Origin of the sequence: Microcystis sp. M179S2, from assembly GCF_020245805.1 — a bacterium.
In the GTDB taxonomy this organism is placed as follows: domain Bacteria; phylum Cyanobacteriota; class Cyanobacteriia; order Cyanobacteriales; family Microcystaceae; genus Microcystis; species Microcystis aeruginosa.
Map to the genome: position 1 here is coordinate 1 of NZ_JADBUE010000339.1, position 14354 is coordinate 14354.

The following is a 14354-nucleotide window of genomic DNA, read 5'->3' on the forward strand; positions in this document are numbered from 1 at the left end:
AAATAGAGAGAATTCTTGTCCATTAAGAAATGTTACAAATTACATGGGTACATTAAGAAAAGTTAAGGGGGTACATCCATTGATGGATAAGGGTTTTGGGCTATTATGGTATATATGTATGGGGGAAGTTCAGGTATAGGAAACCCCATGAACTTTGATGCTCCGAGCATTTAGCAGCGTGATGATACCTCCCTCGTTGGACAGTTGTGCGTCCGCCCCGCCCAATGGTACCGTCACGATGCCCCCTGCTTTGAGGCGGATGTCGCGTAGAGGAGACTTGCGCTTCTGCTTGTCTGCCAAAGACCAACCGTTTAGATCGACAACATCCGGCGAAACATTGATCAGTGTCACCGACTCCTTGCCTGGATCTGCTCCCAGGGGATTCACCAGTGCCGCCAGAATCCTTACGGCTGCCTCAACTGGAACCTCTGTAATAGCATCGCCCGTGCGATCATCGGTATGGAAAGATTGGGACTGGAAGGCAAGAAAGATGCCGATCCATTGGTGGCGGGAGGGGAAATGAATCAGCAGTGCGCCATCCTGATAAACGCCGTTATCCCTTTGGAATCTGCCCACACTGCCCTGATTCATGTGGATGTCGTGAATACCGCTGCCGGGAACAAAATCAAAGTATTGGTCGGGGGTGGTCGGTTCTGGCCCCCAAGAGGCTCCGAAGGCGTACAAAACCGCATCTTCAGCTTGAATAGCCCGCTGAACGTACAAGTCAATCAATTCCTTTAAGTCATTGCCAGGTCCGGGAACGTCCGGGGGCAGTGGCTTCATGTCTTCGGGACGGAACAAATTCCCGCGAATAAAATCCAGAGCTACACCTCCGGGTTGGCTTTCCAGTTTGTGGAATCCTAAACTGAAGTTCGCTAACTGATTTAAGATTGGGTGCTGAAAGGCATCATTGACTAGATACAGCAAATCCGAAGGGCTTTCTTGGGATTTGACGTTGATGGCGATGCGGTGTTTTTTCTGCCCATCGCTTACCAAAACCTGATAATGGGGCGAAGGATCGGTCTGGGGATCGATTTTGCGTTCCAAAGCCCGACATTTTAATACTCCATAGGTTGCTAGAGACATTTTTTCAATACCTCCTTTTGAGATAATCAGCAGTAGGACTCAATCACTGAACCTGAATATTGACTGTGAACTGCTCAATTGCTCTAGTCTCAGGTTCCCATGAACGCCGCCGCCTGAGTTGAATCTGAGCCGTTCCAGTGGACTTCGCCCTAAAATGGAAGGTTCGCGTACCCCCACCGCCTGTACTAGATCCGGGCGCTACCGAGTAATCTGAACCGGGGAACTCGACAAGCTGATTGTCAACTCCGCTGATTTCCCAACGATAGCCGGTAGTGGGGTTTTCTGGGAGACGGATGGCAATTAAATCGCCCGCCTGCACCTCGAATGTTTTCCCCTGATCGCTGTCTGAAATGACAATTTCCGACATACCAGAATTCCTTCCTAATGAATTGTCACTATTACAGGCTGCATGGGCCGGGTTAGCTACGAGACAGATTAAGATCATCCCCAGGGTCAAAGCTATCCAGCGTACAGCAGTGAGGTTTAAATTGCTCAAATCCTTGAAAGTAGATTCGCGTTGAAACATGGAAGTTTTGAGTTAGAAATGAGAGTTGGGAAGCAGGTTAGATAAGCTTTATCACCCCTGCTCCTCCGAAAACAGTCGCATTTAATCAGATTTCCCTATCTCCTCAAGATAGAGTTTTGAGATAGCCTACGGTTCATTTTCCACTTGACGAATCGTCCAGAAATCGTCAGCTAGGTTATCGTCCAACAGATAAGCATAGGGGATGGTAAAGTAGCCTTGCATTCCCCAGTCTTTCCCCCAGGAGTTGCGGACGATAAACCGCCGTTGGCTATCATCATAACCGACGGCTAACACGGCATGACCCCCCAATAATTGTTCATTGGGAGACGGCATGGGGACGCGACCTGTTTGTTTCACCTCTTGACTTTCAAAGCTCTCGTAAACACTGAACCCAAAGACGAAGGGATAGCCGGATGCTAAACATCCCTTCATCTGATTGAGGTTTCGCACTAGGCGGCTGTAAAGAATTGCTTGGTGTTTGGCCGCGACTTCATAACATTTTGGGGTAGGTTTTTTAATAAACCTGACCTGATAATCAGGATCGTAGGGCCAGATGCCCTCAGGTCCGGGATGCTGTTTGGTTTTTTCCTCTGGACAAGCGCCTTGCTTGCCAACGCTTTTAATGCCATCACGAATCATGGCGCCGCTATCTTCGTTCACAGTCCCTTCCATGACCCGTTCGTTGTAGTAAATAAACAAGCGGGAAGGGGTAAAAATATCCGTCAATTTCTGCTTCATTTGATCGAACTCAAGGGCACCAGCAATGGCATTGGCGGTACAACTGCCCAACTGTTCTTGATCGTAGATGTGGGGACAATTAGGGCGGAGATCGACCTTGGCTGGTAAAGCTCTCAGTGCTGTAACGGGTGCAGCGTAAAGCAGATCTCGATGATCTGGTAAGTCAGGAACCCATCCATAACGTTTGTTTGTGCGTGTCATTTTTTCAACTCCTGTTCAATCTAAAAAAGATGTGAATTTTTTACTTTGTGGCATGGACATCTCAGAAGTACGATCGCTTCTTTCCTGTTTCAGGAACTGCGATCGCATTGTTGTCAAGTTGATTAGCTCAAGGGAATTTCACCTCCTGTTTACTTCTGGCGATCGCATCTTGCCCTTTCAAAAAGCGATCGCCTTCCTCAATAAGCTCAGAAACATTTTCGAGAACGTCCGATCACACTTGCGATAGCTGTTAGAGCAACAGCGCCACAGAGAACTGGTACAAGTTGCGGTGACGATGCTCCAAGTAGTACCAAGATTGCCAGTATCAAGGCACCAATGCCCGCACCCGCCACAATAACCCGCAGCCTGATGCAAATATTGGGCTGACACTGAATGACCCAGGTTAAGGCGATCGCAGCTAGGAAGACTGCAATCACTGCGACAGTTACCCAATTAGTCATTATGCCGAGGGCAACAATGAAAATTGTCAGTGAGACGGCACAGATGATAGCTAATGTTCGGCAGAGCCGTACTTTCTGCCAGTCTCCAGTCGGTGATGCTTCAACCTGGCTAGAATCGCCACCGAGCGAGTCAACCCGATTAGCAATCTGTTCAACATAACGGTTGAAAACAGGGAACCAACGGTTATTTTCGGGGATGGACTGCTGAACCCAGCGGAGATTGGATAATATGCGTTCTTCCGGTCCGAGCATTTCCTCTTTCGTCCGAACTGGAATCGTAAGCTGGAATGTGCCAAGGATGCGCCGCCATTTCCTTGAATGTTCTACAATCGCCAGGTTTTCCGACGGCGAGTCTTGCAGACGTGGCTCAATCGGAAGTTCTTTGCCTGTACTCGTCACTTGCCGGACAACTACCGTGAAAACCTCGTCCCGCCTTACCGTTGGGGGTAAATCGATTGACAGCAACCCGGCTAAATTTGTGTCCGATCCGAGTGGAATGGGTATATAGGTGATGCCATCCGTCGGGCAACGCAGAGTATGATCGTCGATTCGAATCAATCGGTGTGATCTGTACATCTGCACGGCCATTTCGAGGATCTGGGTGACGCTGACACCGGGCAGATAAAGGGTTGCAAGGCTTCCGACCGGAGTGTTTCCCCAGTCAATCATCAATTCGTCGGGGATCTCATCGGGACCAAGATTTGCCCGTGTCGGTCGGATGTCAAAGGTATTGGGGATGCGGCGGGATGCGAGATTGCCAGGATTTGGGGATTCAACGATCATGAGATTCCGCTGGGCGAGTTTGTCAGAGGATCCTGGAGTCGCATTGGGTGGAATCGGATCGGGATCAAAGGCAATTTCGGCAACGAGACACTGGTGCTTGTTGCGGATATGTTCATAGATTGTTTTACGATCCGCTGCCGGATAGGGTCCATCCATCGGTGATGCTTGGAACGGAAACTGAGGTTGGGACGATTGGTTGATGTCTAACCAGCAACCGAAGTAGTTGTAACTCTCTGTCCCTGTTATGTCGGGTTGAAGCGTCTGCACATTCGCTGGGTCAGGTTGGTCGTTCAGGGTCTTGGTTTGGTCCGATGAATCAATTCGTGGTGCGGCAAAGCAGGGAATACTGATTACCTCGCCGCCCGCCATTCCTCCCTCAATTCCCAGGAGCGGGATGATCGTGCCAGCTTTTCCGCCGCGACGGTAGGTCGTTGACTGGTTGTATTCCAATGAGGTCGTCGAGGCTGGGAAAAGTCGAAAGAATACCCGCACGTCTTTCGCCTCTTTGATTTTCGATCGATAGTGTACTCGAGCGATCGCAAAGTTAAAAACAGGCGTCAGCTTCCCGTTGACTTTAACTTTTTCGGAGAGTTCTAGTTTGGATGTCTGCTGATCGATGGAGATATCGTCAAAGGTCTGTCCACCAGTGGTGCCATTGTTCAAGTTGGCAATCACTTGCTCGATGAAGTCCGGGGCCTGATCGGGCGCGTTCCCCATGGTCTTGCCAAACTGCGACTCGCCTGCCTTAATTTGGAACACCCGCAGATCTCCGCTCAACCAGGAAACTGGACCATCGACTTCGTAGGGATTGGGCTGCTTGATCAGGTAGATGGTCGCGCTACTCGACACAGTTGCGATCGACGCGGTAAGTGTTACATCCTCCACGTCGTTGACAAATCCGTCGGTGCCTGTGAAGCTAATCTGATAAGTCCAGGTTAATCTCTGCCGACGTTTGAGATGGCTTGGGTCTTCCACGTCAAGCGCAACCGCCTCGGCTGTCATTTGAGCGATGCTTGGGGCGATCATCAGTGCAGGCTTGATGTTCGGCACACCAAACAGCGTTGCAGATGTGATGCCAAGCTCTTGGGCAGAGAAGCCATCGACAATCACATAAAAAGCTGCTTTAATCACTGCCGCCTGTCCAGGCTTCAGCATTGCTGCAATCTCGTCTTCACCGAAGGTGCTGCGATCAACGATAAAATGGCAGGACTTGACAATCGGACAAGCATAAGGTGAAGGTCCATAGTCCTGGCATAGTCCATCTAAGAGAATCCTGTACAATTCCATGTCGTTGTTGGCTTGAGCTTGCGTCGCTGTCCCTCCGCCGGGCCCGTATTGCTCCCATAGAGAAGGTGTCAGTGTTGCACTGGTGTCAGTCTGGCGTAATCGCCATTCGTCGGGAGTAACTGGTTTATCGCAGAGGGAAGGATCGATGACCATTTTCAGATCCGGCCCGCTGGGTTGTTGAACCATCAACGTCGGTGCTACGTGCCAACACCAATGCACTTCGCACTCAGGCACATTTGAGCTAGGGGCAAGCAAATTGCAACCCGCAGAATCAATCCAGATTTTTTCGGGGGTTTCTCCCTCTGCTATCATCAGATAGCACATCAGATGCGCCCTGATCCAGCATCCGTCATAGGGGAATTTGTAAGGAATGCAGGGATCGGTAGAGGAGCAGGGCACACAGGATTTCGCTTGCATCAGATTAAACAGTTCGACTGCCCTATCCCAGGTGACGGGCGGATCGGGGGCGGATGGAGCCGGTGGCTCGGTAGGGCGATCAATGCCAAAGGATTGAGGGAGCGGTCGGACATCGATAATTTCAAAGTTTTGCTGGGTTGATGTAACCAGAATGGCAGCATCGTTCGCCAGTGCTGCTTGAAGTGCATTCAACATCTTCTGAAAATCCGGATGATTGCGCGGCAGATAGTGGCGGGCTTGAGAAGTATAGAAGGTAACATAAACAGCTTCTTCACTTTCATTTATTCGCCAAACCTTGGCAGCTTCGGGAACACATAATTTTGTGATGATATTTGTCTCAGAATCGATTTCTACATAGACTGGCCTGTTATTTCTCTGAAGGTAATCAACCATTCGTGCCCAAACCGTCGCAGGGGGATAGCTTAGGTCTAAAAGACCTACTCGATCGCCTTCAAAGTTCACCGTCATAACCTGTGATTCTTGGTATGGAAGGGATCTCAGAATTTCCCCAGATGGAGACAGTTTCCTGATCTTATCTATCAGTGCATTAGAATTAGACATTTTTAGTTCCTCCGTATGTAGTTGATTGTTCTATAGCGGTTCTCACACCTGTGCCGTAGCTGTGATAGGTTTCCTGAAACCGAACCTGTTTAAAAGTAGGGCTAATCCAGAGTGCCGTCACCCCCAATCATTTCAGATAGCCGATTTTGCTCTCTAACCCCTTGAGCGTCCCTCCCACATATTTGAATCCCGCTCCGCGCTGTTCGATCCGCATCCGCCTCTGTTTTCACGGCATTTTCCGCACCAGCGGGACTGTAGGCTGGGGTTGTCCCGCTCCGGACTAAATTCCCCTCGTTGTCCTTGTACCCATTTTCACGACCATCGGAGAAGCGATCGAGCATCAAGAAATAGAACGCTTGGTCTTCCCAGGCGATCGGCGACGGGAACAATCCCCCCGCTGGTGATAGGGATGCAAAATTTAGTTGGCTTAAGCGTTGAACGGTTGTCGTCATGGTATTTTTCCTCTCAATCTTTCAAACTACTCATCCTGTCCGCCGCTCTTTCAATTCCTACTTAAAAAGCTTTTTTCTGGGGATGAGTTCATTGGTTTATTCCCTCCTTTTTAACCGTCTTCATGTATATTTTTTGACTTTTTGATGCTCTTCTTCTAGGGTAAAGTGAAAGTATAGTAAAGCGCTGTCAAATTTTCAAAACTTAATTTTTCCGAGTCTGTCCACTCACTTATTTTTAACAAAGGTTAAGGACTCCCTCTCAAATAGTTTTTGATAAGTTCGATTCTTTCTTTTGGCTTCCTGGTATCCCTTGAAGCTACACTTTCAGCTATACCGAGCCGAAGCAATTCTCTTAAGATCGAATAATCGCAAAATCGGCGCTGCTATTTCCCGTTATCAACCCATCGACCGCATGAAAATGCTTGTCATAGCTAAATAAAGCCAGATTATATTGTAGAGCCATCGCCGCGATCCACATATGGTTAGTGGGAATCGGATTGCCCTTTTTCCTCAAGTAATAATAAACTCTAGCGTAATATTCGGCGGTATTGCAATCGATCTCGCGTAGCGAGCGCTTTGCGTTCGCAAAACGGTTAATTTTGGATATTTCCAAAAATTGCTTAAGTTCTCTTCGGTTATATTCCTCTCTAGAAACCAACTCAAAACCACCATATAATTCCTCTAAAATTACACTATTTAAACCGATTCAAGGCGTGTTCCTAATAATCTCAACTGCTTCCGAAATATTACGTTTAAAAGCGGTGTAAGCGTTGGTATCCAGTAGAATCGGTCTTAGCTCCACAAACTTTCCTCAACTGCTCGAAAGGCTTCTGTATTTTGTAAAAAATTCATCTCATCCACCTCTGTCTAAGTTCTGGCTAATTGAGATAATAAAGTCTGATCGGAATCGACATTATTTGTTCCTAAATCCTACAATAAAAATTTGATCAGTTTTAACTTTTCATCTTAAAATTGAAAATTAACAGGGATAGGAAAGCCCTGTAACTGGAGGATCATGGCTAAAATTGTCGGTGTTCACGGTATCGCGCAAGAATTTAGGGGTAGCCACACGATTTCTGCTGAGTGGTTGCCAAGTCTCAAGGATGGATTAGAACTCGCGGGAACCGAGTTAGAGTCCGATACCGATTTTCGTTGTGCGTTTTACGGAGATATTTTTCGAGGAAAATCGAAAGCGATCGGCATCCCGAACTACGATGTTAATGATATCGATTCCGATTGGGAAAGAGAATTACTCCAGTCGTGGTGGCAAGAAACGGAACGAGTGGAAAATAATCATCCCAATGCAGATAGCCTTTTGAGAGAAAAATCTACCCCGAAAATTATCCAGAGAGCTTTGTCGGGGTTAAGTGAATCTCGGTTTTTCGGTAGCATTGCCGAGAAATTGGTTATTTCTTATCTTAAGCAAGTAGGGGGCTATTTACACAATCGAGAGCTAAAACAGCAGATTCAAGAGCGAGTAATAGAATGTATCAATGAAGAAGATACGCGGGTACTTGTAGCTCATTCTCTCGGTTCGATCGTCTGTTACGAAACTTTATGTCAGCATCCAGAATGGCCGATTAAAGTCTTTGTCACTCTCGGTTCTCCTTTGGGGATAAGACAATTAATTTTCGATCGACTGCAACCATCCCCCCGCAATAACCTGGGGCGCTGGCCCGGAAATGTGGAAAGATGGGTAAATATCGCAGACGATGGCGATGTGGTGGCGTTGACAAAGCAACTCAACTCTTTATTTGAGGGAACTATCGAGGATAAGCTAGTTTATAATGGTTGCGAGGCTCACGATGCCAAAAGGTATCTGACGGCGGTTGAAACTGGGGAAGCGATTCGATCGGGGTTAATCGATTGATGGGCAATGATATGGATGAAGAAATCAAGTATTATCTAATCGCTTGTGGGACAAAGGATTACAAGAACTTAGACCCTGACGAGCAATTACCCAGCGTCGAGACGGATTTAGAACGGGTAATCGATCTGTTTACTCGTGATTTTGGATACCAGCGAGTGTTAACCGATTTAGATATTAATCCGAAAAAAGATGAAATTACCCTCAAATTTGCTCAATGGCTTCAACAAAATCGCCGTGAAACCGATATTGTCATTTTTTATTATTCCGGTCACGGCGAGTATATACTGGGGGATAGACATTATCTTTTACTGGAGGATACTGATCCTAACCTAATTGGACAAACGGCTCTATCGACCGAAGATTTAGTTCGTCCTCTCAATAATGATGGGGTTCGGATAGCGCAGATCCTGTATATTATCGATACCTGTTACTCCCAAATGGGAGCGGTGGACGTTACAAAATTCGCTGCTGGCTCGATCGGGATATATCGATCGAGCAAAGAAAAAAGTATTGCCGTTCACACGATCGCCGCTTGTCGTGCCAAACAAACCGCTAAAGAGAGTGTATTCTCTACCGTGTTGGCAGCAGTTTTGAAAGATTTTTGTGAACATTCTCGTAATCGATATATTTCCCCCGATGAAATTGTAGGCAAAGTTAATGAAAAAATTCCCGACTCAATGCAACAAGAGGTTATACATGACCTGACGGGATCTCAGGGAGAAGCAAAATTTTTTCCAGTTATTCCTAAAACCATACGAACTTGGGAAGAAAAACGCCTTGAATTCACAGAAGAATTATTGAATGAATTTAAAAAACATTTATCAAAAAATTTACTTTTTATCAATTCATTTTTATTGAATAGTAAATTTTTAGAAGAGTTTATTTTGGACGATCTAGAACTTAAAAAACAATTAAAAAAATTATCAAACAAGCCGGTTATAGAGGGTATCTGTCCTCTCATAGCTTGTTCCGATTGGTGTCGAACTAGGTTATTAGAATTAGAAGAAGATAGGATTAAACCGTCGATTGATGCTATCGAAGCTTGGCAGTCTAGGGTTATTAAGTATCGAGAAAATGCGGATTTAGATAAAATACAAAATGAAGTCAGGCAGTCGTGGGAAAAATTCAAGGAACGTATTAATCGAGAAGAACTGAGACTTCAAATTGAAATAGAACAGGATCTCGATAAAGATAATAATACTGGAAGGGTGTTCAACTCATTTCACTTAAGAATGAATCTTTGGATTAAAAGTCAACATCGCCCCTTAGGAAGATTTGCTGAAAACGAAAAAATTGAATTAAATAGCGAAATAGAATCTTGTCCAGAAAGTCAGACATTTCTCACTAATTTAATTCGCAAAGCTCGTTATAGTTTGCCGAACAAAGTAAAGCTAAATCTCGAAATTTTTCTGCCAATAAAAGTTTTAAAATACCCTCTGGAAGAATTTCAATTTAAGCGGGGTACAATGTGGAGATCCCTAGGATACGAGTATCCTGTTTTTATTAACTCCTTCGATCGCTATTTCGATGAAGATTTCCGAGAGATACGCGACGAGATCGAGGAGATCAAGAGAGCTTTATGGGAAAATAATAGCGATCTTGACCAGAAACATTACTACATCGGAACCGAACCATCGATCGCCGATCTGGAATATATCGTGGAATCCCTGCCGATCGCCGTCTGGAGTCGAAACGCCAACCAACCGATGACAGATAACGATCTAAAACCCTCGGAATGGAAAAACTGGCCCGATAATATCAAAGAATTACGCAGAAACGAGCGAAAAATCGCCCTTTTCTGGGACGATCTATACCCCAAACCCTCCCCGAGACCAAGACCTCTAAACACGAGAGTGGTGGAATCCAATGGCCAATAAACCAGTTACCGAAGCAGAAGACCTTCGCATCTATCGGGGGTTGACCCTGAGTGCCGATAGTTTACCCACACCCAAAGAACAAAGAAAACACCTCGATCGCATCCCACCGCCACCCCCTTGGCGCAGTTTTAGCCTGTCCCCGGAAGCATGGACAAAATCGCAGAAAATACCGCCCAAACAGGGAAAAATCGACCCTAGGGCTTTAGGATTCGTCGCGGATAAGAAAGCGGTGGAATTGGTGAATGCTGCCCTCTGTTTGCGTCGTCCCCTACTGATCGAGGGCAACCCCGGCGCCGGCAAGACTTCCCTGGCCTACGCAGTTGCCCGGGAATTGGGACTACCCGGCCCCTACCGTTGGTCGATCGTTTCCCGCACCACCCTTAAAGAGGGTCTTTATGCCTACGATGCGATCGGACGGTTACAGGAAGCTTCCCTACAAAGACAGAAAGTGGGAGAGGGGGGAAAGTACGAGGAACCAGATATCGGCAGCTATCTAAGATTAGGTCCCATGGGGATGGCTTTTTATCGATCCCTTCCAGGACGACCGGCGGTGCTGCTAATTGATGAGATCGATAAAAGCGATATCGATATGCCTAACGATCTCCTCCATATTTTCGAGGAGGGATTTTTTGAGATCCCAGAATTGACACGATTAAAAACCGGCGACCAATCCGTTCTTCCCTATCGCGGTCAACAGGACGACAGCGAGGAAAAAATCCCGATCGATCGAGGTTGTGTGTCTTGTCAGGAGTTCCCCCTAGTATTCATGACCAGTAACGAGGCCCGGGAGTTTCCCCCCGCTTTCCTGCGTCGATGTTTGCGTTTAAGACTCGAACAACCCAATAACGAGGATGATTTCTATCGGATACTAGAGCAACGTTTCCCCCCGGAGAGCCTGAATCAATTGGAAAAACCGGCCAGAGAACTAATCCGGAAATTTCTCGATCGAATTAAACGCAAAGACAAACTAGCCACCGATCAACTGCTCAACGCGGTCTATCTGTTACTACAGGGAAACGACCTCACCGCCACCGATCGCGAATCGCTGCTAGACACCATCTTTAAATCCTTGCAAGGGTAGGGGGAGAGATGGAAGGGAAGAAAGCCATCTGGTGGGAAGACGAGAGGGAAATGGCAGAACTGATCTGGTGCGCTGCTTACCTCGATCGAATTATCGCGCCTTGGTCGATCGAGCAGCCCGGACAGTCAGAAGCAACCTCATCTAATGATCAGGAGGATAACCGGTCATCCGGCAGCGGTGAAGAAACCCCTCCCCCCGGAGCGATCGAGTCAACGCTCCCCGTTGCCTATCCCGAAAACATCGATCGCCCGACGCAGACCTCCCGGAAGCGCGATTCGGTCGAGAGCGATCGTTCTTCTCCCGTTCGCGTCCCCGATCCCTTTCCGATACCCGAACCCACCGCCATCAGTAAGGCAATTCTCCCCCTAGCGCGTCGCGTGCCTGGATTACGGGCCGACGAGTTGGATATCGAGGTTACAGTGGAACGGACGGCCGAAGCGGGGGGATTACCGATGCTCGCTTTCCGACCCCCCCTAGAACGTTGGTTAGAGGTTCACCTGTTGATCGATCGCTCTCCCCCGATGGAATTTTGGGGAGATCTAGCGGGGGGAATGACCACTCTCTTCCGTTGGCAAGGCTTTTTTAGGGATGTGCGGGTTTGGTGGTTCGAGACGGGTGAAAATGAAGCTCGTTTGCTTTCCGGTGCCGGGCAAATCGAACGGAACCCTCGCAGTCTGGTTGCACCCTCTGGAAACCGACTTTTTATCGTCCTAACCGATACTTTGGGGAAAGCTTGGCGATCGGGGTCTGCCTTCGCCACCCTAGCGGATCTGGGAAAAGAACACCCCGTCACCATTGCTCACATTTTCCCGCAGGAGCTATGGCAACGAACCGCTTTAGAGGGAGCAATCCTCCGGCCTTTGATTGCACCGGGTCCCGCTTCTGCCAACGTAACACTGCAAGTGGGGGAAAGACTCCGCACGAAGCAGATTCTCTATCGGTTCCCTATTTTCAATTTATCCCCCGCTCACTTTGCAACCTGGGCGAAATTTATCGCTGGGAGTGGTGGTAACTCCATTCAGGGGGTTTTAATGGGAGCAACGACTGCGGGGGTGAATATGGGTGAAACCGGAGAAGAAGAGGCAGCCGCTCCGGAAGCGGAATCCCCGGAAGAGTTATTGAGAGGCTTTTTAATCGATGCTAGTCCCTTGGCCCGAGAACTGGCTAAAGTGCTGGCGGCCGTTCCCCTGATTCCTCCAGTGATGCGATTGGCACAGCGGCGATTTTTACCCGATAGTAAACATTGGCATCTAGCGGAGGTCTTTTTTAGCGGACTGGTCGAAAAATCTACCTTTAGTCCGGAGGGAGCGACGGTTCCGGATGCTTGGTACGATTTTTACCCCGGCATTCGTCAGCTACTGTTGGCAGATAGTGCCAACCGGCGCACGATCGATATTTGGCGCGGCATCGGCGATTATATTCGCGACCATTACGGTGAATTTCGCGATTTTTCGGCTCTAATCCCCAATCCACAGGGTTCTCTAGAGGATGCAGTCAGCGATCGCTCTCTCTATTTCGCTGAGGTGGACGCGGCTGTTCTCCGCACTTGGGGGGGAGAGTACGCCGCTATCGCCCAAAACATCGAGGAGAGAGTGAGGCAGCGAAAACAGGAAATCTTGACCCCGGAAAAACTCCTAAAATTCACCTTCGAGACCCTATACGTCGATAAACGGGGAGAAATTACCAAAAGAGAACCCCTGGAGGCCTACTACTACGAGGAACCCCTAGGGGAGGGAATCGAACCCCTGACTATGGTTGCTATCCCGGGGGGCGAATTCCTGATGGGTTCACCGGGAGAAAAGAACGATGACAAGTCTCAAAAACCCCAACACCCCGTGAGCGTCAGTGCCTTCTACCTGAGCCAGACTCCGATTACCCGGGCGCAATGGCGGTTCGTGGCCCACCTACCGAGGGAGGGAAAAAACCTCGATCTAGACCCCGCGGGTTTTAAGGAAAGCGATAACAACCCCGTCGAGCGCGTGAGTTGGTACGATGCGATCGAATTCTGCGCCCGTCTGTCCCGTCACACGGGAAAAAATTACCGTTTACCGAGCGAGGCCGAGTGGGAATACGCTTGTAGAGCGGGAACAACCACCCCCTTCCACTTTGGCGAGACGATCACGGGAGAACTGGCGAATTACGATAGTTCAACGGTCTATCAACAAGAAAAGCCGAAACAATCCCCAAATAAAACCACCCCCGTCCGCTCCTATCCCCCCAACGCCTTTGGGCTGTACGATATGCACGGGAATGTTTGGGAGTGCTGTTTAGATCCGTGGCACGGTGATTATCAAGGTGCACCGCCCACAGACGGGAGCGTTTGGGACGAAAAAAATATTGATAATCGTTATCAAAACTTATTAAATAGTATAAATGAACTCTTGACAGATAACCGATATTGTGTATTGCGGGGCGGTTCCTGGGGCTTCTATCCTAATCACTGCCGTTCCGCGTTTCGCTACAACTTCCTCCGCCGCCGCGACGTCCGCGTCGACAATCTCGGTTTTCGGGTGGTGTGCGGTGCTGGGAGGACCCTGTAACCCTTTTCCCCTTTTTTTCCCTTTTTTCCCTCATTCCCTTTTCTGGAATTTTTTTGGGCAGGCTATAGTACAAGAGTATTAGTTTAGGGGTGGTCAATTACCTGGGGTTTGGGGGTGGATAAGTAGCTGGTTATAATTAAATTAAAAATGGATTTTAGGTTCGATCCCCCCTTAGGGACTTGCGTGGGAATAATATCCCAATCGATCGGAGGGCGCAAGCTTTGCGCCCCTACAGTAACGGATTTTGTCCACAATGTAGGGGCGAACTGCGTTCGCCCAAAAGGTAATTATCAAAGCGCAAGTCCCTTAGTACTAGGGTTGATTCATAGTAGGGTTGATTCATGAATCAACCCTACCCTTAGTCCCCCCTTAATAAGGGTGGTGCCGATCCCCCCTGCCCCCCTTGATAAGGGGGGTGCCGATAGGCGGGGGTATCTCCCTTGATAAGGGGGGTGCCGATAGGCGGGGGTATCT

Annotated in this window: 10 protein-coding genes; 4 read left to right on the forward strand and 6 right to left on the reverse strand. The window is 48.2% G+C overall.

Features of this window, described 5'->3' with window-relative positions; translation table 11 throughout:
- Positions 1-129: 129 nt before the first annotated feature.
- The 6 genes from IM500_RS21050 to IM500_RS21075 form a co-directional block, all read right to left on the reverse strand.
- A complete protein-coding gene (locus IM500_RS21050) occupies positions 130-1086 on the reverse strand; it encodes a DUF2278 family protein (protein WP_287739475.1) in 957 nt (318 codons plus the stop codon).
- A gap of 43 nt (positions 1087-1129) precedes the next feature.
- Positions 1130-1612, reverse strand: coding sequence for a protease inhibitor I42 family protein (locus IM500_RS21055; protein ID WP_287739476.1), 483 nt, complete (start codon positions 1610-1612; stop codon positions 1130-1132).
- Between the two features lie 126 nt (positions 1613-1738).
- Positions 1739-2551, reverse strand: coding sequence for a C1 family peptidase (locus tag IM500_RS21060; RefSeq protein WP_287739477.1), 813 nt, complete (start codon positions 2549-2551; stop codon positions 1739-1741).
- A gap of 206 nt (positions 2552-2757) precedes the next feature.
- Entirely contained in the window at positions 2758-6060 is a 3303-nt protein-coding gene (locus IM500_RS21065) for a protein-glutamine glutaminase family protein (protein WP_287739478.1), read from the reverse strand.
- 101 nt (positions 6061-6161) lie between these two features.
- The gene (locus IM500_RS21070; RefSeq protein WP_287739479.1) at positions 6162-6512 is read right to left on the reverse strand and encodes a hypothetical protein; all 351 of its coding nucleotides are present in this window, start codon (positions 6510-6512) and stop codon (positions 6162-6164) included.
- A gap of 352 nt (positions 6513-6864) precedes the next feature.
- A complete protein-coding gene (locus IM500_RS21075) occupies positions 6865-7170 on the reverse strand; it encodes a PIN domain-containing protein (RefSeq protein WP_341275522.1) in 306 nt (101 codons plus the stop codon).
- Positions 7171-7527: 357 nt separating this feature from the next.
- Between IM500_RS21075 and IM500_RS21080 the strand changes: the two genes are divergently transcribed.
- Genes IM500_RS21080 through IM500_RS21095 form a run of 4 tightly spaced genes read left to right on the forward strand, consistent with a single transcriptional unit; the run spans position 7528 to position 13880 of the window.
- Positions 7528-8382: a hypothetical protein gene (locus IM500_RS21080; protein ID WP_287739480.1), complete on the forward strand. Its 855-nt coding sequence runs from the start codon at positions 7528-7530 to the stop codon at positions 8380-8382.
- 11 nt (positions 8383-8393) lie between these two features.
- Entirely contained in the window at positions 8394-10259 is a 1866-nt protein-coding gene (locus IM500_RS21085) for a caspase family protein (RefSeq protein ID WP_287739481.1), read from the forward strand.
- On the forward strand, positions 10249-11340 hold the full coding sequence (locus tag IM500_RS21090; protein WP_287739482.1) for an AAA family ATPase: 1092 nt from the start codon (positions 10249-10251) through the stop codon (positions 11338-11340). Before IM500_RS21085 ends, IM500_RS21090 begins: the two co-directional genes overlap by 11 nt.
- An 8-nt stretch (positions 11341-11348) precedes the next feature.
- A complete protein-coding gene (locus tag IM500_RS21095) occupies positions 11349-13880 on the forward strand; it encodes a formylglycine-generating enzyme family protein (protein WP_287739483.1) in 2532 nt (843 codons plus the stop codon).
- Positions 13881-14354: the final 474 nt, after the last annotated feature.

Bases quoted from the DNA above. Each gene is read 5' to 3' on its own strand.
- IM500_RS21065 (WP_287739478.1), bottom strand. From the start codon at position 6,060: ATGTCTAATTCTAATGCACTGATAGATAAGATCAGGAAACTGTCTCCA.
- IM500_RS21085 (WP_287739481.1), top strand. From the start codon at position 8,394: ATGGATGAAGAAATCAAGTATTATCTAATCGCTTGTGGGACAAAGGAT.
- IM500_RS21050 (WP_287739475.1), bottom strand. From the start codon at position 1,086: ATGTCTCTAGCAACCTATGGAGTATTAAAATGTCGGGCTTTGGAACGC.
- IM500_RS21055 (WP_287739476.1), bottom strand. From the start codon at position 1,612: ATGTTTCAACGCGAATCTACTTTCAAGGATTTGAGCAATTTAAACCTC.
- IM500_RS21090 (WP_287739482.1), top strand. From the start codon at position 10,249: ATGGCCAATAAACCAGTTACCGAAGCAGAAGACCTTCGCATCTATCGG.
- IM500_RS21095 (WP_287739483.1), top strand. From the start codon at position 11,349: ATGGAAGGGAAGAAAGCCATCTGGTGGGAAGACGAGAGGGAAATGGCA.
- IM500_RS21080 (WP_287739480.1), top strand. From the start codon at position 7,528: ATGGCTAAAATTGTCGGTGTTCACGGTATCGCGCAAGAATTTAGGGGT.
- IM500_RS21070 (WP_287739479.1), bottom strand. From the start codon at position 6,512: ATGACGACAACCGTTCAACGCTTAAGCCAACTAAATTTTGCATCCCTA.
- IM500_RS21060 (WP_287739477.1), bottom strand. From the start codon at position 2,551: ATGACACGCACAAACAAACGTTATGGATGGGTTCCTGACTTACCAGAT.